At 58.5% G+C, this 18,213-nt stretch carries 16 protein-coding genes; 9 read left to right on the plus strand and 7 right to left on the minus strand.

From position 1 onward, the window contains the following. Nucleotides 1-26 precede the first annotated feature (26 nt). The 4 genes from R2940_04305 to R2940_04320 are packed head-to-tail and all read left to right on the plus strand — an operon-like array spanning nt 27 to nt 3,647. Entirely contained in the window at nt 27-842 is an 816-nt protein-coding gene (locus R2940_04305; GenBank protein MEZ4598993.1) for a 6-carboxyhexanoate--CoA ligase, read from the plus strand. A 2-nt stretch (nt 843-844) separates the two neighbouring features. Beyond that, a complete protein-coding gene (bioF, locus tag R2940_04310) occupies nt 845-2,014 on the plus strand; it encodes an 8-amino-7-oxononanoate synthase (protein MEZ4598994.1) in 1,170 nt (389 codons plus the stop codon). After that, complete coding sequence (locus tag R2940_04315; protein MEZ4598995.1) at nt 2,011-2,829, plus strand: alpha/beta fold hydrolase; 819 nt, start codon at nt 2,011-2,013, stop codon at nt 2,827-2,829. Before bioF ends, R2940_04315 begins: the two co-directional genes overlap by 4 nt. Beyond that, the gene (locus tag R2940_04320; protein MEZ4598996.1) at nt 2,826-3,647 is read left to right on the plus strand and encodes a methyltransferase domain-containing protein; all 822 of its coding nucleotides are present in this window, start codon (nt 2,826-2,828) and stop codon (nt 3,645-3,647) included. The genes R2940_04315 and R2940_04320 overlap by 4 nt, the downstream gene beginning before the upstream one ends. Before the next feature lie 93 nt (nt 3,648-3,740). On the opposite strand, the gene R2940_04325 is transcribed toward R2940_04320, so the two are convergent. Together R2940_04325 and R2940_04330 are read right to left on the minus strand one after the other, a co-directional pair. Next, nucleotides 3,741-4,916, minus strand: a complete 1,176-nt coding sequence (locus tag R2940_04325; protein MEZ4598997.1) for a class I SAM-dependent rRNA methyltransferase — start codon at nt 4,914-4,916, stop codon at nt 3,741-3,743. Next, complete coding sequence (locus R2940_04330; GenBank protein MEZ4598998.1) at nt 4,913-5,215, minus strand: metalloregulator ArsR/SmtB family transcription factor; 303 nt, start codon at nt 5,213-5,215, stop codon at nt 4,913-4,915. Before R2940_04330 ends, R2940_04325 begins: the two co-directional genes overlap by 4 nt. Before the next feature lie 132 nt (nt 5,216-5,347). On the opposite strand from R2940_04330, the gene R2940_04335 reads away from it, so the two are divergent. Then, nucleotides 5,348-6,193, plus strand: coding sequence for a DUF3108 domain-containing protein (locus tag R2940_04335; protein MEZ4598999.1), 846 nt, complete (start codon nt 5,348-5,350; stop codon nt 6,191-6,193). Beyond that, nucleotides 6,190-7,839: a putative manganese-dependent inorganic diphosphatase gene (locus tag R2940_04340; protein MEZ4599000.1), complete on the plus strand. Its 1,650-nt coding sequence runs from the start codon at nt 6,190-6,192 to the stop codon at nt 7,837-7,839. The genes R2940_04335 and R2940_04340 overlap by 4 nt, the downstream gene beginning before the upstream one ends. Nucleotides 7,840-8,244: 405 nt before the next feature. On the opposite strand, the gene R2940_04345 is transcribed toward R2940_04340, so the two are convergent. The 5 genes from R2940_04345 to R2940_04365 all read right to left on the minus strand — a co-directional run bounded on the left by R2940_04345 (nt 8,245) and on the right by R2940_04365 (nt 13,239). Continuing rightward, nucleotides 8,245-10,383 carry a thioredoxin domain-containing protein gene (locus R2940_04345; protein MEZ4599001.1) on the minus strand — a complete coding sequence of 713 codons (2,139 nt, stop codon included), beginning with the start codon at nt 10,381-10,383 and terminating at the stop codon, nt 8,245-8,247. A gap of 181 nt (nt 10,384-10,564) precedes the next feature. Next, entirely contained in the window at nt 10,565-11,644 is a 1,080-nt protein-coding gene (locus R2940_04350; protein MEZ4599002.1) for a KamA family radical SAM protein, read from the minus strand. Nucleotides 11,645-11,652: 8 nt separating this feature from the next. Beyond that, on the minus strand, nt 11,653-11,850 hold the full coding sequence (locus R2940_04355; GenBank protein MEZ4599003.1) for a hypothetical protein: 198 nt from the start codon (nt 11,848-11,850) through the stop codon (nt 11,653-11,655). Beyond that, on the minus strand, nt 11,843-12,850 hold the full coding sequence (locus R2940_04360) for an ATP-grasp domain-containing protein (protein MEZ4599004.1): 1,008 nt from the start codon (nt 12,848-12,850) through the stop codon (nt 11,843-11,845). Before R2940_04360 ends, R2940_04355 begins: the two co-directional genes overlap by 8 nt. 83 nt (nt 12,851-12,933) lie before the next feature. After that, nucleotides 12,934-13,239: a hypothetical protein gene (locus tag R2940_04365; protein MEZ4599005.1), complete on the minus strand. Its 306-nt coding sequence runs from the start codon at nt 13,237-13,239 to the stop codon at nt 12,934-12,936. 420 nt (nt 13,240-13,659) lie between these two features. On the opposite strand from R2940_04365, the gene hcp reads away from it, so the two are divergent. The 3 genes from hcp to htpG all read left to right on the plus strand — a co-directional run bounded on the left by hcp (nt 13,660) and on the right by htpG (nt 18,033). After that, complete coding sequence (hcp, locus tag R2940_04370; protein ID MEZ4599006.1) at nt 13,660-15,291, plus strand: hydroxylamine reductase; 1,632 nt, start codon at nt 13,660-13,662, stop codon at nt 15,289-15,291. A gap of 132 nt (nt 15,292-15,423) precedes the next feature. Beyond that, nucleotides 15,424-15,729 carry a cupin domain-containing protein gene (locus tag R2940_04375; protein ID MEZ4599007.1) on the plus strand — a complete coding sequence of 102 codons (306 nt, stop codon included), beginning with the start codon at nt 15,424-15,426 and terminating at the stop codon, nt 15,727-15,729. Between the two features lie 450 nt (nt 15,730-16,179). Continuing rightward, complete coding sequence (htpG, locus tag R2940_04380; GenBank protein ID MEZ4599008.1) at nt 16,180-18,033, plus strand: molecular chaperone HtpG; 1,854 nt, start codon at nt 16,180-16,182, stop codon at nt 18,031-18,033. Nucleotides 18,034-18,213: the final 180 nt, after the last annotated feature.

Raw genomic sequence — 18,213 nt, forward strand, 5'->3', positions numbered from 1 at the left:
TGGAAAGTTGACAACTATCGAACCTCATGCTAGTTTTGCTGGCCATGGATAAATCCCTGTACAGTCTGCGCATGCGTGCCTCTCGCAGCGGAGGGCATCTCAGCGGCGCCGAACGACTGGCGCCGACTTGTGATCTCGAGCGCCTGGCAGCTGCCATGGTCAACCGGGCCCTGAATCATTCCCGAGGCCGTGCGGAAAACATTCATTTGACCATAGAAAGTCTCGATGCCGCCACTGTCCGGTACGCGCAGCTCCCTGATCTGCTGACCTTCTCCGTCGATGACTGGCGGCAAGGCCGAACCGCAGCCGGGAAACTGCTGGTTGAAGCAGGCGTTTCCCTAATGGCTGCAGAAAGGGCCATGGCCTGGATGGCCGAGGGGTGTGCTCCCGACGGCCGGAGCATGCGGGGAGCGATGCTGATCGATGCCCTGACCGGTCAGCGTCTCGAGGAAGACCCTTTCCGGGGCGTCCGGGTCGGCCGTATGGATTTGACCGCCGAGGCCGAAGAATCGCTCCGCGCCGGCCTTCGCCGACTGGAACTGGATAATTTGCACGTGCGGGAAGCCCTGGTCCTGGCTGGAAAGGTCGCTCTTGCACCCGAGGTGATGGCAGAACTCTGCTGGTCGGATGACCCCGACTATAACGCCGGCTATGTGGCTGCCGCCAGTCTTGGCTATGTCCGCTTTCCTCATCTCAAGCCGATGGGCGAGGAGCGGGGAGGGCGGGCCTTTTTTATCGCCCCGGGAGCGGATATCCCCTCTTTGCTGACTTTTTTGGAAAAGGCCCCGGTGCTTTTTGAACAGGTCGGAGTATTACGGGACCCCGTCCCCTGGAAAGGGTAAGCATGGAAAAATGGCGCAGCAACCTCCAGGAACTCTCCGATCGAGGCATGCTTCGTTCCCTCCGCCTGGTGGAAGGATCCCAGGGACCGCGCATCCGGGTGGACGGGCAGGACGTGCTCCTGCTGTGCAGCAATAACTATCTCGGACTGGCGGGGCATCCTGCAGTCATCGCGGCGGCCCGGCGAGGAATGGAGCGCCTCGGCGCCGGCAGCGGCGGAAGCAGGCTCATTTCCGGATCCATGGAGAGTCACCGGCGCCTGGAGGAACGGCTGGCCGCCTTCAAGGGCACCAGCCGGGCCCTGCTGTTCAACTCCGGATATGCCGCAAATATCGGAGTTCTACAGGGTCTTTTCGGCCCGGATGATACCATTTTTTCCGATCAGCTGAATCACGCCTCGATTATCGACGGTTGCCGCCTCAGCCGGGCCAGGACTTTGGTCTATCCCCATGGCAATCTCTCGAGTCTCGAGGAGCTTATGAGAAGGGAACAGGCTTTGCGCAGCAAAGGGCGCTGGCTGATCGTGACCGATGGCGTTTTCAGCATGGACGGGGATCTGGCGCCGCTCCACGGATTGGTTGAGCTCAAAAGGCGATTCGATGCCCTGCTGATGGTGGACGACGCCCACGGAACAGGCGTGCTGGGCTCCGCCGGAAGAGGAACCGCCGAATTCTTGGGCTGTGCCGGGGACGTCGATCTCCACATGGGAACCCTTGGAAAGGCTTTGGGCGGCTTCGGTGCCTTTCTCGCAGGCCCTGATCCGGCCATCGATACCCTGATCAACCATGCCCGATCCTTCATCTTCTCCACCAGCCTGCCACCGGCGGTCCCGGAAGCGGCCCTGGCCGCCCTGGATATCGTCGAATCGGACGAAGGAGCGGCATTGAGAAAATCGCTGAAACAGAACCGGCAGCATTTCGTCGCCCGCCTCCTTGAGGGCGGCCTGGCTGTGCCGGACAATCCCGCTCCCATCGTCCCGATCGTCATTGGAGATCCGGAGCCGACCATGGCGGCCAGTGCCCGGCTGTTTCAGCAGGGTATTTTCGTTCAGGGCATTCGCCCGCCCACGGTTCCTGGCGGCAGCAGCAGGTTGCGGGCCACTTTGATGGCCAACCATGCCATTGAGGATCTCGACCGGGCCGCCGGGCTGATCGTGCAGGAGCTCAGGGGATGAAAGTCGTGCAACTGAAGGATGGCCGCCGTCTGGCTTACCGTGAGGCCGGCCGGGGGAGGCCGCTCGTGCTGCTTCACGGCTGGTCTCTGTCTGCGGCGGTTTTCACCGAGGTCCTGCCGGCCATGGCGGACAATTTTCGGGTTATGGCCCCCGACCTTCGCGGGCATGGGGGTACTGAAAACGGTTCCGGATACCTGCTGGACGATTTCGTCGACGATCTGCGGCAATGGCTCGACGCTCTCGGCATTACTGAATGCGATCTGCTGGGATGGTCCCTTGGAGGCCAGGTGGCGATGCGCCTCTGTACTCTTTTACCTGCCCGGGTCGGACGCCTGCTGCTGGTCAGCACGACTCCGCGGTTCCTGGCCGAGGAGGAGGCAGGCTGGATCTACGGGCTGCCAAAGGGTCAGGTCAAAGCTATGGAGCGGGGGCTGCGCCGCCGTTACCGGGAGACTCTGGAAGACTTTTTCAATCGGCAGTTCGGGTCCGACGAACTGTCCGCGAAGAGGCGGGAACAGGTCCTGGCGTTCAGCTTCAATGGCGATGAGGGCGGGATACCCGAAGTGGAGGTCGCACAGGCAGCCCTGCATACCCTCTGTTCGGGGGATCTCCGAGCAGAACTGATCGGATTGAAAATGCCTGCTCTGGTTTTGCATGGGGAGCGGGATGAAATCATACCGGTTGCGGCCGGCCGGTACCTGGCGGATCATCTGCCGAACGCAATCTTTGCCGGTCTGAACAGTGCCGGCCACGCTCCTTTTTTGACCAGGCTCGACAGGTGTTGCGACATTTTCAGGGAATTTCTGCAGGCATGATCGGCAATCAGGTGGATTTTCGCAGAGTTCGCCGGCAGTTTTCCGGCAGTGCCGGCAGTTACGACCATCACGCCGAGGTGCAGAAGGCGGTTGTTGAAAGATTGGCATCCATGATCGCGGCACAGGGACCACCGGCCGGACCGGTCGTCGATATCGGCACCGGCACGGGTCTGCTGGCGGCTCGCCTCAATAACACATGGCCCCAGGTTTCCCTGATACTGTCCGACCTGTCTCACGACATGACCCGATCAGCCTGTGAACGAGTGGGATGCGGCAACGGGACGGATGCCGATTGCCAGACCCTGCCGTTCGCCACGGCGAGTATCGGTCTGGTCGCCTCCTCTTCGGTCTTTCAATGGCTCGAGGACCTTCGGCCGGCTTTCATTGAAATTGCCCGAGTTCTCAAGCCAGGCGGCAGGTTCGCCTTTGCCCTGTTCGGTTCAGGGACTTTGTGCGAATTGCAGTATTCCTACCGTGTCGCAGCAAGTGAAGCGGGTCGGCAGGTTTGTCATTTGCATACCTTCCCCGATGCTGAAATTGTCCTATCGGCGATGCGGGAGGCCGGATTCGAACATCCTGAACTGCACCAGGAGACGCTGGTGGAGTATCATGGAGAGGTGACCGAACTGCTCAGAAGTCTGAAGAACATCGGTGCTGCAAATGCCAGCCCCTTACGGCCGCGGGGACTGGCATCACGAAGGATCATGCACAGGATGATGGCCCGCTATCGACAGCAATATGCAGGCGAACGAGGCATCCCGGCGACGTACGAGGTTATTTACGGGTTCGGGGTAAAATCGGTGAGGAGTGAGGAGTGAGGAGTGAGGAGTGAGGAGTGAGGATTAGATTAGGCTAAGTGCCCTGAGCCCTTAGCCATGAGCCATGAGCCATGAGCTAGCGAGTTTTGCGAGCTAAACTGCCTGCAGAACGATGCACTTGAGATATTCGGTTTCCGGGCAGTTGAGCAGGACCGGGTGATCGTAGGCCTGGCCACGGGTCTCCATAAGCCGGAACGGGCGGCCGGCCTGGCGCGCAGCGGTTGTCAGGGTGTGGAGGAAGGTTTCCCGATCGAGATGATGCGAGCAGGAGCAGGTGAAGAGATAGCCGCCCGGTTCCAGAAGTTCCATGGCACGGCGATTGATGGTCAGATAGCCTCGAATCGCTTCCTGAATGCGCTTCTTGTTCTTGACGAAAGCGGGCGGATCGAGGATGACCGTTCCATAGCGTTCACCGGAATGCTGCAGCTCCTTCAGCAGTTCAAAGACGTCGGCCTGGAGAAAGGAGCATACGGTTTCCTGGAAATTCAGGCGGGCGTTCATCCCGGCCAGATCGACAGCCCCCCGGGAAATATCGACACCGGTGACCTCACGAGCACCGAACCGGGCGGCGTGAATCGACCAGCTGCCCGAATAGCAGAAAAGGTCGAGAACCCTGCGATTTTCCACCCGCCCCTTGAGCGCCTGGTGATTTTCCTTCTGATCGAGGAAATGGCCGGTTTTCTGTCCATGAAGGACGTCCACATGAAAACGCAGTCCGTGTTCGGTGATGATCAGGGGGTCGGGCAGTTCGCCCTGAAGGACTTCCACTTCTTGGGGAAGTCCTTCCAGTTCCCGCACCGCGACGTTATTGCGGGCGACAATGGCCTCCGGCTGGAAGACTTCGTTAAGGCCGGCCAGGATGGCTTCCCTGCGTTGTTCCATGCCGAGGGTCAAAAACTGGACGACCAGCACCTGATTGTAGCGATCGACGACCAGGCCGGGCAGTCCGTCCGCTTCGCCGTAGACCAGGCGCACTGCGGCCCGGTTGCCGTAGAGGCTGTTCCGATAGTCGGCGGCTTTCTGCAGGCGTGTCCGGAAAAATTCCGGGCTGTCGATCGTTTCGCCGGGTTCGCCCAGGAGTCGGGCGGCGATCAGGGACCGGGGATTGTAATAGCCGACGCCGAAGACCTCCCCCGAGGCACTGCGGATCTGCACGGCATCCCCCGGTTCGACCTGCCCATCGATCCTGTCGATTTCGTTGCTGAAAATCCAGGGATGGCCGCTGCGGATCCGTCGATCGTGGCCCTGTCGAAGAAAAAGCTGCTTCATGACCGGGTCAGGTTCACGAACAGGGCCTCGATAATCCGGCGGGCTCGGACGGAGACAACTGAATAGTAAACCTCTACCCCGTTGCGTCGTCCTTCAATTATGCCTTTGTTTTTCAGGAGGGCCAGGTGTTGAGAGACCGTAGCCTGCGGCAGATCAAGACATTCCCAGATTTTTTTGACATTGCAGGATTCGGAGAGGAGACCGGCCACGATTTTGAGCCGGACCGGATGACCCAGAACTTTCAGGATATCGGCTTCCCGTTCGTAGCTTTTACTTTTGTCGAAGGTCGAGTTTTCCATTTTCGTCCCTTGTTGGGGCGCTTGTTGTTGAATAGGGAATCTTATGGTTCAGCGTTGTTGTTGTCAAGAGAATTGGTTTAATAATGCGGATCTGTCCATAATTCTGGTTTTTTCAAGGATAGGAAGGTGCCGATGAGAGCGCTCTTTTCGAATCGTTGGTTTCAGCGCAGGTCGCTGATTGTCCTTGCCCTGGTCTGCAGCTGTTATGCTGTCGGATGGAGAGGGGCAAGAGCTGAGTCGCCCACGACAATAGCTCGGGTGCCGGTGCCGATGGAGGAGAATCTTTCCTACGACATCTCCTTCCTCTGGTTTGACAGGCTGGCCGAAGCCAACCTCTCCTTTACCGCCGGACCGAAACCGGGACTCTGGCAATCCGAGCTGGAAGCCAAGACCCTTGGAGTCGCGGCCTGGCTGACCCGGGACCGCATCCAGCGGTACGGCTCCGTGATGGATTTCGACCCGCAGGGCCGGCTGAGGTCGCTGCGCTATGATGCCGATATCATCAAAACCAAGGAGGGGAGGCGCCACAGCCGCCTGAAAAGCTATCTGTTCGATCATCAGAAGGGTCGCATTCTGCAGCAGGTCACCAGAAACGGCAAAACCAAACCTCCGGAAAGTATGACCATGCCCAAAGAGATTCCCAATGATATTTTGACCGCCTTCTACAATTTCCGGCGGGGGGTTTATGGTGAATTGAAAGCGGGCGGACACTATCGGATCCCCACTCTGGGCAAGGGAGAACGATCGGACATTTTTGTCGATATTTATGAGGATGACCAGCGCCCCGCCGGCCGCGGTTTTCCAAAAGGGGGACTGCTGGCAAAGGTCAGGCTCGATCCGGAGGTCTTCGATACGGGTCAGGGGGTGCTGTATATCTGGTTTGACAATCAGCGTCGACCGGCCCTGGTCCTCGTCGAGGACGTGGTCGGGCTGGGGAATGTGCGCTGCATTCTGCGGGAAGGGGAGAGGCCGTCTTGAACAGAGAAACCGTTTACGTCATTGGACACCGGAATCCGGACACCGATTCCATCTGCAGCGCCATCGCCTACGCCGAACTGCTGCGTCATCAGGGCCGTTCGGGCGTCTGCGCAGCCCGGGCCGGGACTCTCAACCGTCAGACGGAGTTCGTGCTGGACCGGCTCGGCGTGTCGGCGCCTGTTTTGCTGACCGATGTGTCTCCCCGGGTCAGAGACGTGGTCCGGATGCCCGCCGTCACCATCGACGGGGAAGCGCCGCTGGCCCATGCCCTGGAGCTTCTGCACCAGCACGACATCCGCATGCTGCCGGTGGTGGATCCGGAGGGGTTGCCCCAGGGCCTGCTGTTTCTGAAACGGGCGGCTGAAAAATTCCTGATCCCCGGACAGACGGAGAATCTGCGCAGGGTGCTGACGTCACCTGAAGCTCTGACCCGCTGCCTGCGGGCAGATGTGCTGCATCAGATTGATGCCGGCGAACCCGAAGAACTGGAACTCTACGTCGGAGCCATGGCTTTCGAAACCTTCCAGGACAAACTCACCGGCCTCGATCCGCGCCGTCTCCTCGTGGTGACGGGAGATCGTGACGATGTGCTGCGCCACGCCGTTACCCTTGGAGTCCGGATTCTGGTGATTACCGGCAATCCGGTTATCCACGACGATCTGCTGGCCGAAGCCAGACGCCATCGGGTCACCCTTCTGCGCACCGCATTCGATACCGCCAACAGCGCCTGGCTGATTCGATTGTCGACGCCGGTTCACTGCCTGATGGAACAGGATGCGCCCACCGTCGGTATGAACGACTCTCTGGATCATCTGCGCCTGAAGCTTCTTCATGGGAATGTTCCGGGCATGATGGTCCTCAACGGCAGCGGCAAGGTGGCCGCAGTCGCCACCAAGAGCAGCCTGCTGGTCGAATCGCCGGTCAAGCTGGTGCTTGTCGACCATAACGAACTGTCGCAGGCCGTGGCGGGCGCCGACCGGGTAGAGATACTGGAAGTGGTCGATCACCACCGGCTGGGTAATTTTCACACCGATGCACCGATCCGTTTCGTCAACCAGCCGGTCGGCAGTACCTGCTCCGTGGTTGCAGGCCTCTATCGCCAGGCAGGTCTCGACCCCGATCCGGTTGGGGCCGGCTTGCTGCTGGCCGGGCTGCTGTCGGATACGGTCATCCTGAAATCCCCGACCACCACCGATATCGATCGTGAACTGGCCGGATGGCTCGGCCGCCTGGCGAACCTCGATATCCAGGAATTCGGCCGCAGCATGTTTGCGGCCGGCAGCGCCCTGAGCGCCTATTCCACAGTCAAGGATCTGCTCCTGGCCGATTTCAAGGAATATCAGGCCGGCAACCGGCTATTCGGCGTCGGCCAGGTCGAAGTGGTCGGTTTCGAGGAATTCTACCGGGTCAAGGAGAAAATTGCCGAAGAGCTGTCCGCCCTGCGCAGCAGCCGGAAAATGACCGCAGCAGGCCTGCTGGTGACGGACATCGTTCACGAAACCAGTCTGCTGCTGGCGGACGGCGAGGCGGAACTGCCGTATCTGATCGGCTATCCCGAATGCGAGCCCGGGCTTTACGAGCTGAAGGGGGTTCTGTCTCGGAAAAAACAGCTTGTCCCCCATCTGTTGAAGGTATTGAAAGGATAAATCGATAAAATCTTTCAATCGAAATCGAAATCGAAATCGAAATCGAAATCGGAAGTTTGCCTGTCTTCAGGTTTTTGCCTTTCAAACAGCAGCCTCTTAACGTCCGGTTGGAAAGAGGCTCATCCGGCCGTGCACAACGACTCTCTCGCAGGAGCGAAAAAGCGGGCAGAAACATCCGCAGATGGCCCTTTCCAGTTCCGCTAGTTGCCAGCAGCCCGCTGCTGCCCACTGCAAGTGCAAGGCCGTTTCTTTGGTGACTTTCTTTTCGGCCTTGAAAAGAAAGTCACCCGGCTGCCGGCCGGGACCGGCGAAGTTGATTTCGTTTTTCGGATTGAGTCAACACCAAAGTCGCCGGGACTCGCCCCGGCAGGCGACCTCCTTTTTGTAGGAACTCTTCCTTATCCCTCACTCCCGCCGTTCCAGCAGCTCCACCAGTTCCTCAACGCTCTGCACCGGCGGCAGGCAGGTCTGCCCGCGGCAGATATAAGCTGCGGTGCGGCCGTTTATAGCCCCCTTGCCCTCTACCAGAGGCGCATATTTTGCCAGGTCCTCCGCACCGGGACCGTTTTTCAAAACCAGGGTTCGCGGCAGAAAACGGGACCGCAGGGCTCTCAGCATATCTTCGACGATTTCCGGATTTTCACCGGGAGCCAGCACCACCACCTGGCGGGGGCCGAGGGCATAATCGAGAGCTGTGCGCAGCAGGGAGGTCCTGGTCGGGTAGCGTGCGGCATGGGGGAGGCTCGCCTTGACGACCTCTTCGCCGCGCTTTTCCATGGCCCGGTCGCCGGTCAGTCGTCCCAGGCGCAGCAGGTTGTAGGCTGCAGCCGAATTGCCGGCCGGAACAGCGCCGTCCAAGATGGTGCGATGCCGGACCAGAACCTGTTCGGCGTCTTCCGCAGTGTCGTAGTAATGGCCTTTACCGTCGCTGAAAACCGCTTCCATATCCCTGGTCAACTCCAGGGCGGCCTTGAGATAGCGGGTTTCGAATCCGGCCTGGTAAATTTCGCATAATCCCCAACAGAAAAAGGCGTAATCTTCGAGGAAGGCGGGCACGGCCGCTTCTCCCTCGCGATAGCGGCGCAGCAGTCGGCCATTGGGATCGCGCATCCGGTCGAGAATGAAATCGGCCGCTTTCGTGGCCTGCTGCAAATGCCCGGGATCGTCAAGAACGGCTGATCCCCTCGCCAGAGCGGCGATAGTCAATCCGTTCCAGGCAGTCAGGACCTTGTCATCCCGATGGGGCCGTATCCGCTGCTGCCTGGCGGCAAACAATTTTTGCCGGCCAAGGGCCAAAACATCCCCCAGTCTTTGCGGTTCGATGCCGAAGTAGGCTGCCCACTGGTTGACATCCATCTCCAGACGAAGAATATTCTTTCCGTCGAAGTTCCCTTCCCAGGAAACCTCGTAACAGTGGCCGAAAACCGTGCCGTGCTCGACCCCCAGAACCTCCTGCAGCTGATCGAGTGTCCAGAGGTAGAAGGCACCTTCCTCCCCTTCCGTATCGGCATCTTCCCCACTGCAGAAGGCTCCGTCTTCCCGCAGCAGATCCCGCGTAACGTATTCGAGGACCTCCTCGGCCATGGTGCGGAAAAAACGGTCTCCACTGGCCTGCAGGGCTTCCAGGGAGGCCAGGATCAGCAGGGCCTGATCGTAGAGCATCTTTTCGAAATGCGGCACCCGCCAGAAGCGGTCCACCGAATAGCGATGGACGCCGAAGCCGATCTGGTCGTAAATTCCTCCAAGGCGGATATGTTGCAGTGTGCGCAGGGCCATGGCATGGGCGTTTTCGAGGTTCAATCGATCCCACAGGCGCAGCAGCAGGGAGACATTGTGGGGCAGGGGGAACTTGGGGGCTTCACCGAATCCGCCCCGGTCCTTGTCGAAGGTTTCAAAAAAGCTGTTGTAGGAGATGATCAGGGGTTCGTCCACCAGGGCAGCCTGGGCCTCAACGGCTGTTTCGGAAAGTTGGGTGAGGGAGGAGGTCACCTGTTCGCTGGTTTGGAGAAGGTCCTCCCGATTGTCCTTCCACAGGCCGCTGATGCGTTCAATGACCTCGATGATGCCCGCCTTTCCGTCCTGGTTTTCCCTGGGAAGGTAGGTGGCTGCAAAAAAAGGCTTTTTGTCGGGAGTCAAAAAGATATTCAGGGGCCAGCCGGCGGTGCCGGTCAGCACCTGGGTCGCTGCCATGTAAATGTTGTCCAGGTCGGGCCGCTCTTCACGATCGACCTTGATGGAGACGATATGACGATTGAGGGTTTTTCCGACTTCAGGATCCTGAAAGGATTCCTCTTCCATGACGTGGCACCAGTGGCAGGTGGAATAGCCGATGGAGACCAGAACCGGTTTGTCTTCCCGGCGGGCCTTTTCGAAGGCCTCCTCGCCCCAGGGAAACCAGTCGACGGGATTGGTGGCATGCTGCAGCAGGTAGGGGCTCTTTTCAAATATCAGCCGATTGTATTCATCCCCTCCGTCCGGGGGCAGTTTGCTCGTGTCGATGGCGGAGAGGCGATTCACGATTTCCTGGCGTTCCAGATGATTCATGAAGCCTCCTTTTAGCTGAAAACCCTAAAAATCCGGGATAATTAATGATTCGATGGTTTTATGATATCAGATGCCACCCACTGCGGCAAACGGCCCCAAAAAATCGGTCCCTGGTCCAGGATCTAAAGACCAAGGACCAGAGACCAGAGGCTGTTTATGGACCGCCTTTACAGAACGTTTTTTACCATCCCCACACTTGCCTCTCGCCTTCCTCCTCCTTGGGCATGGCGTTGGCGTAGCTGAAATTGCGGCCCTGGTAGTTTTTCAGCAGCACCTCGCTGCCGAGCGACTGCAGATATTCGGGCAAAAGGGGTATCTTGCCCCCTCCACCAGGGGCGTCGATAACGTAGGCCGGCACCGCCATGCCCGAGGTATGGCCGCGCAGGGCGCGGATCATGTCCAGCCCCTCCTCGACAGTGGTGCGGAAGTGTTCCGTACCCAGCACAAGGTCCGCCTGATAGAGGTAATAGGGTTTCACCCGGATGGCGAGCAGCTTCTGCATCAACCGGCGCATGACCAGCGGGTCGTCATTGACCCCCCGCAGCAGCACCGTCTGGTTGCCAAGCGGGATCCCCGCGTCGGCCAATCTGGAGATCGCCCTGGATGAAGCGGGCGTGATTTCATCCGGATGGTTGAAGTGGGTGTTGAGATACAAAGGATGGTAACGATGCAGCATTCTCACCAGGGCCGGCGTAATCCTCTGCGGGAGCACCACCGGGATGCGGGATCCGATGCGGATGATCTCCACCGAGGGTATGGAACGCAGTTCCTTGAGAATGGCCTCCAGTCGGTCGTTGTCGAGCAGCAGGGGATCTCCGCCGGAAAGGATCACGTCGCGGATTTCCGGATGCCGGCGGATGTAGTCAAGACCTCCGGCGATGGTGTCGCGGGTAATCTGCATCTGCTCCTTGCCCACCTTGCGCTTGCGCGTGCAGAACCGGCAATACATGGCGCACTCGGAACAGACCATGAAGAGCGCACGGTCCGGGTAACGGTGCACCAGGTTCGGCACGGGGCTCTGGTTCTCCTCGTCAAGAGGATCGGCACAGCAGGAACCTTGCTGAAGTTCTTCAGTTGAAGGAACAGCCTGGCGCCAGATGGGGTCGCCCACTGAGCCGATCAGGCTCAGGTAATACGGGGTCACCCGCATGGGATAGCGCTGCACGACCTCTTGCAGAGGTCTTGGATCGATGCCGAAACGGCGGGTCAGTTTGGACGGAGAGGTGATACTTTCCTGCAGCATTTTTTGCCAGGTTTCCATGGTCCTGTTCAGTCCTCCACGGTTGTGAAGCGTTTGACATAGGTGAGCCGGTCATCTCCCGAGTGGTCGAAGTCCCTGATGCGGGATTCTTGCCGGAAGCCGGCCTGGCGGTACGAGGGCGCAGGCACTTTCAGATCGAAAAAGGCGCCGTGGTTTTCCACAATTCCGGTCAGTGCCGGAAGATCTTCTTTGGTCAATTCACGCATAAGCCGGTTTCCTTTTCATTGCGAAATCAACAAGTTTCCCGATAAACACCGGGTAGGTCATGCCGGCGGAAAGGGCAGATCGGGCCAGGCTGGCTTCGGGGGTGATGTCCGGTTTGGCGTTGACCTCGAGGATGTAGGGCACGCCGTTGCGAAGCCGGATGTCGACTCGGGCATAATCCCGGCAATCAAGCAATTTGAATGCCCGCAGGGCGACGTCCTTGATCAGGAATTCCTCCCTCATTCTTAGGGGCGCGGGGCATATCGGCCGGGTGCCGTCGTACTCACGGGAGTCTTCCACCCACTTGCCGCTGTAACTGACGATGGGAAAGGGGAGGGATGAATCGAAACGGATTTCAGAAATGGGCAGCACCTCCGGATGGCCGTTGCCGAAAATGGAGACGTTGAGCTCCCGTCCCTCGATGAATTCCTCGACCAGGGCGTCCTGACGGTACTTCTCATGAACGTAGCGGACCCGCTTCAAAAGGGCTTTTTCATTGTAGACGATGCTGTCCTCGGTGATGCCGAGGGATGCGTCTTCAAAGCGCGGTTTGACGATGAGCGGAAAGCCGAGGTTTTTCGCTTGCGGACTATGGCCCCCCATGCGCACAAGAGCGTAGGGAGGGGTGGGCAGACGGTGGGCGCTGAAGAGGTCCTTGGTACGGGCCTTGTCCTGGCTGAGGCCGAGGCAATAGGGGGTGGCTCCGGTATAGGTGAGCCCCAACAGATCCAGCAGAGCGGCCAGATGCATTTCCCTGCGGCGGTCGCCCCAGAAACCCTTGCAGATATTGAATACCAAATCGGCCCCGGAGTTCTTCAGATGGGCGATAAAATCGTTGATATCCTCTTGCAACGGCACGAGTTCGATGCTGTGTTTCAAGGTTTTAAGAGCGTCAAGGACTGCCTCGGCCTCGTGCCGCGCACCCTGCTCGGACAGCAGGTCGATGACCTCTCCCTTGGCCACCGTGGTGGGAGCTTCATTGAAACAGACGGCGATTTTCATCCCTTTTCCCCAGTTCATTATTCGACCCTGCGGTTCATCGCGTCAGGCTTAGAGTACGAAAAAGCGCAGGTACAGATCCGAAATCAAATGACGGGATTTATCGCACGGGGTTGCATCAGTTCGCACCGTGCAATCGCAGCTTCCGCCACTGACAGTATCAACTTGTCGCGGTATCGTCCCGCGGCACGGGCCGCTCGGGGAAAATGGCTGCTCTGGTCAGGGCGCGGCACGCTGCCGGGCAGGGGATAGGAAAAAAAGGACAGGGGAGTGTCGATGCCGTCCCACTCGGGGTATAGATCGCTCTCCGAAGAAACGGGCAAGGAGGGCAATGCGCCCTCGACCGCAACGGCGGACTGCCGGCGCAGGTTGAAGCAAAGCGCGATACTCATGGTGAACCCCTTTTAAAAGCCTGTTTACGAAATCCTCCTGTCAGGGAGGAATCGGAGCATTCATCGGACCCGGGACGCCTGGCGGCGGAAGGCTATAAAAAGGGGTTGCTTTTTATGCTGGTCGTCGTGCATCTTCCCGGGCCGGAATGAACCGATGGTTCGTCATATACTCCTCTCCAAAAACGCTGTCAACAGAAAAAAAATTGCTAAAAAAATGACATTAAAACGGGTAGTTGTAGCGAGGCCATGAAGGTTTGTCGACGGCCTTTTTAAGCGAGACGGAAACAGCAGAAAATTGATTCCGATCAATCGTTTTGTATCGCAGATGAGATAGGGTGCAACCACGAACGGAAAAAAAGTTTTGCTGGTACGACATCCGGCGTTTCCGCAGATCATCAACCCAGAAATGGAGGAGGATTCATGTTTTGCAATCAATGTGAACAGGCAGCCAAAGGAATCGGATGCAGCATCGCCGGTGTTTGCGGCAAGCAACCGGACGTGGCGGCTCTGCAGGACAACCTGCTGTACGGCCTCAAAGGTCTGGCATTTTTCGGCCATAAGGCCCGCAAACTCGGAGCTTCCGATGAGGCTGTCGACCGGTTTTTCAGCGAGGCTCTTTTCGCAACCGTGACCAATGTCGACTTCGATTCTGCCCGGCTTACCCAGCTTGTCAATCAGTGTCACGAAATGAAGGAAAAGGCCCGCCGCCTCTATGAAGACTCATTTCGTGCCAAGCACGGTATCGTTCCTCCCCAGTTCGATCAAGGCGCTCCCGGCTGGAAACCTGAAGCCGACCTGGTCCAGCAGGGGGAGCAGCACGGAATCGACACACATCACGAGGATGCCGACATCCGCTCGGTCATTGAAATTTTAATTTACGGCCTCAAGGGGATGGCCGCCTACGCCGATCATGCCCGAATTCTCGGCAAGGTGGATGAGGATGTGACGGCTTTCTTTTACCGTGCTCTGGCGGCGACAGCAGACAAGAGTCTCGGGCTGATGGATTACGTGAACCTGGCCATGGAGTGCGGCAAGCACAACCTCACCGTCATGGGTCTGCTCAACGCGGGCCACGTGGAGAACTACGGTCATCCTGTCCCGACCCCGGTCAACACCGGCACCAAGGCCGGCAAGGGGATTCTGGTCTCGGGCCACGATCTGAAGATGCTCGAGGAACTGCTCAAGCAGACCGAGGGCAAGGGGATCAACATCTACACCCACAGCGAAATGCTGCCGGCCCACGGCTATCCCGGACTGAAAAAATACCAGCACCTGGCCGGCAACTACGGCGGCGCCTGGCAGGATCAGGCCAGGGAATTGCCCACCTTCCCCGGCGCCATCATCTTCAACACCAACTGCATCCAGAAACCGGCCGATAGCTACAAGGACCGCCTGTTCACCTGGGGCTGCACCGCCTGGCCCGGCGTCAAGCACATCGACGGCTGGGATTTTTCGGCGGTCATCGACAAGGCCCTGGCCTCTCCCGACCTGCCTGAAGCGCCCGGCAAGGAGATCCTGGTCGGCTTCGGTCACAATGCGGTGCTCGGCGTAGCCGACAAGGTGATCGAAGCGGTCAAGGGCGGCGCGGTGAAGCACTTCTTCCTCATCGGCGGCTGCGACGGCGCCAAGCCGGGGCGCAACTACTACACCGAATTCGCCGAAAAAGTGCCCAAGGACTGCGTGATCCTGACCCTGGCCTGCGGCAAGTACCGCTTCAACAAGCTCGACTTCGGCGACATCGGCGGCATTCCGCGCCTGCTCGACGTCGGCCAGTGCAACGACGCCTACAGCGCGATCCAGATCGCGGTGGCTCTGGCCAACGCCTTCGAGTGCGGGGTCAATGATCTACCGTTGAGCCTGATTTTGAGCTGGTATGAGCAGAAGGCGGTGGTGATCCTGCTGACCCTGCTGCATCTGGGCATCCAGAACATCAAGATCGGCCCGAGCCTGCCGGCCTTCGTCACCCCCAACGTGCTGAACTTCCTGGTCGAGAATTTCAACCTCGCCCCCATCAGCACTCCCGAAGAGGATCTCAGGCAGATCCTCGGCTGAACCAGGTAGCAACAGACAAGCCTCCATGGGGCGGCGAAGCTTCCTCCCTTCGCCGCCCGCTTTTTTAGAGGTCCATGATGTCCATTAAGTCCATCATGTCCATCATGTCCAGCCACGAAAGCGAGCCATAATATGAAACTCACCCATCTGAAAGACGGCCAGCAGATCCCGATCAATATTGCCGCTCACAAGCTCTTTGGTGCTGATAGGGCCGAGGTTATTCATCTTTGCTTCAAGCCGGGCGAAACCCTGGCCAAACACACCAACCCTTTCGATGTTGTCTTCTACGTCCTGGAAGGAACCGGTAACCTCGAGGTTGACGACCAGACCTTAACCGCCGGCTCCGACACCCTGATCGAAGTCTCGGCCCCGGAACAGCGCGGCTGGACCAACACCGGCAGCGGCGATCTGCGGGTGCTGGTGATCAAGTTGCTGTAGGAAAGAAAAGGGACGCGCCGTTTGCAGGAGCGTCCCTTTTCTTTTGAAAAGCAACACCGCGGGGTTTCGCCCCCGCACGACGACCTACTTTTTTACTGCGCGGTAAAAAAGTAGGCAAAAAAGCGCGCCCCGGCTCCTTGCCCGCCTGCGGCGGGTTCCCGGAGCGGAGCAAACGTCGGGCGGGCGGAAAAAAACTCGCTCGCTTCGCTCCATCAGACAGTTTTTCCGCCTGTTTCGCCCGCCGTCCACTCCGCTCCGGCAGCGTCACAGGGGAAGGAAGGTCAAAATCTTTTTGAACCTTGGACCCTGGACCCTGGACTCGGGACTCGGGACTCGGGACTCCCGCCTCACCCCTCACGCATCCGCCTCACCTTGACATTTCCCCCATCAATGCCTACATTCCTCACTGTTTTTGCACGCCATTTTAAAAACAAGGAGGATCAACCGACCATGGCCGAACACAGCCAGCCGGAAAAGGGCAACATTTCCATTCATACAGAGAATATTTTCCCCATTATCAAGAAGTGGCTCTACAGCGAAAAGGAGATCTTCCTGCGGGAGCTGATTTCCAATGCCGTCGATGCCATCACCAAACTGCAGCACGTCAATGTCATCGAGGGGCTGCAGTTGTCCGAGGATTATTTTGTCGACATCACCGTCGACAAGGATGCCGGCACCATTAGCGTCAAGGACAACGGCATCGGCATGACCGCCGACGAAATCCGCCGTTATATCAACCAGGTGGCGTTTTCTTCCGCCGAGGAATTCGTCGAGAAGTTCAAGGACCTCAAGGACAAGAACCAGATCATCGGCCATTTCGGTCTCGGCTTCTACTCCTCCTTTATGGTCGCCGACCGGGTGGAGATCCGCTCCCTGTCTTATCAGGAAGGGGCCGTCGGTGCCCACTGGACCTGCGAAGGGACCACCACCTACGAACTGGAGGAGATCGACAGGAAGGATCGCGGCACCGAGGTGACCCTCCATCTGGAAGCCGATGAAAAGGAGTTCCTCGATCCGGTGCGGGTGCGGGAGGTCATCAAGCGTTACTGCAACTTCCTGCCGGTAAAGATCCGCCTGGCGGGCGACGTGGTCAACGACAGCAATCCTCTCTGGACCCAAAGCGCGACCGAGGTCACCGAGGAGCAGTACAAGGAGTTCTACAAGAAGCTCTATCCCTTTGCCGACGATCCTCTGTTCTGGATTCATCTCAACGTCGATTTTCCCTTTAATCTCAAGGGGATTGTCTACTTCCCGAAACTGACCACCGAATTCGACGTGGCCAAGAGCCACATCAAGCTGTACTGCAACCAGGTGTTCGTCTCCGACAACTGCCCGGAGCTGATCCCCGAATTCCTCACCCCCCTGCAGGGGTGCCTCGACGCTCCCGATCTGCCCCTTAACGTCTCCCGCAGCTACCTGCAGAACGAGCCTCAGGTGCGCAAGATCCGCGAGGTCATCACCAGCCGGGTGGCGGGCAAAATCACCGACCTGGCGCGGCAGGACCGGGAGGCCTTCGGCAAGATCTGGGAAAACATTCATACCTTCGTCAAATTCGGCATGATGCGGGACGACAAGTTCTTCGACAAGGTCAAGGACCAGGTCATCTACCGCTCCACGGCAGAAGCGAAATACACCACCTTGCCCGAGTACCTGGAGCGGGCCAGGGAAAAGCACGACAAGAAGGTCTACTACGCCAATGACGAGGCCGCTCAGGCGACCTATCTCAAGCTGTTCAAGAGCCAGGGCATCGAGGTGATCTTCCTCGACACCATGATCGACAGCCACTTCATCCAGTTTCTGGAGATGAAGAACAGCGATGTGAAATTCGAGCGCGTCGACTCCGACGTCACCGAGAACCTGATCGAGGAGAAGCGGAAGATCGAGCTGGCCGGTCCCGACGAGCAGAAACAGCAGTCCGAGCAGGCGAAGAGCCTGTTCGAAAAGACGCTCAAGGCCACCGGTCTGACCATCCGGGTGGAAAACCTGAAGGACGCCTCTGTGCCCGGCATGATCCTGCTCTCCGAGCAGACCCGGCGCTTCAAGGAGATGACCCGGATGATGAGCAAGGAAGGGGAGCTGGGGGACATGTTCGCCGAGCATACCCTGATGGTCAACCTCAAGAGCCCGGTGGTGCAGAATATCCTCAACCTCGACAAGGCCGGACGCTGCGATGACGCCGCCATGCTCATCGAACAGATCTACGACCTGTCCATGCTCACTCACAAGGCCTTCGACAAGGAGCACATGGAGGCGTTTCTGGAGCGGAGCAACAAGATTCTGGAGAAACTGGGCGGGATGGGCTGATTTTTCAGGATTGAAAAAAAGAAGAGGGAAGGGGGGCGGGCTGCGGTTCGCTCCTTTTTCCGTTTGAGCCACTGAACCCTTTTTTCTTCAGGTTGTTCAGCTCGATGCCCTATCAATCCGGAAGCGTTTTATTATAAAATGTGGCTGTTTGGTTCCAACAGAATTCCTTTTGCGCAGGCT

It is taken from the genome of Syntrophotaleaceae bacterium, assembly GCA_041390365.1.
GTDB lineage: Bacteria > Desulfobacterota > Desulfuromonadia > Desulfuromonadales > Syntrophotaleaceae > JAWKQB01.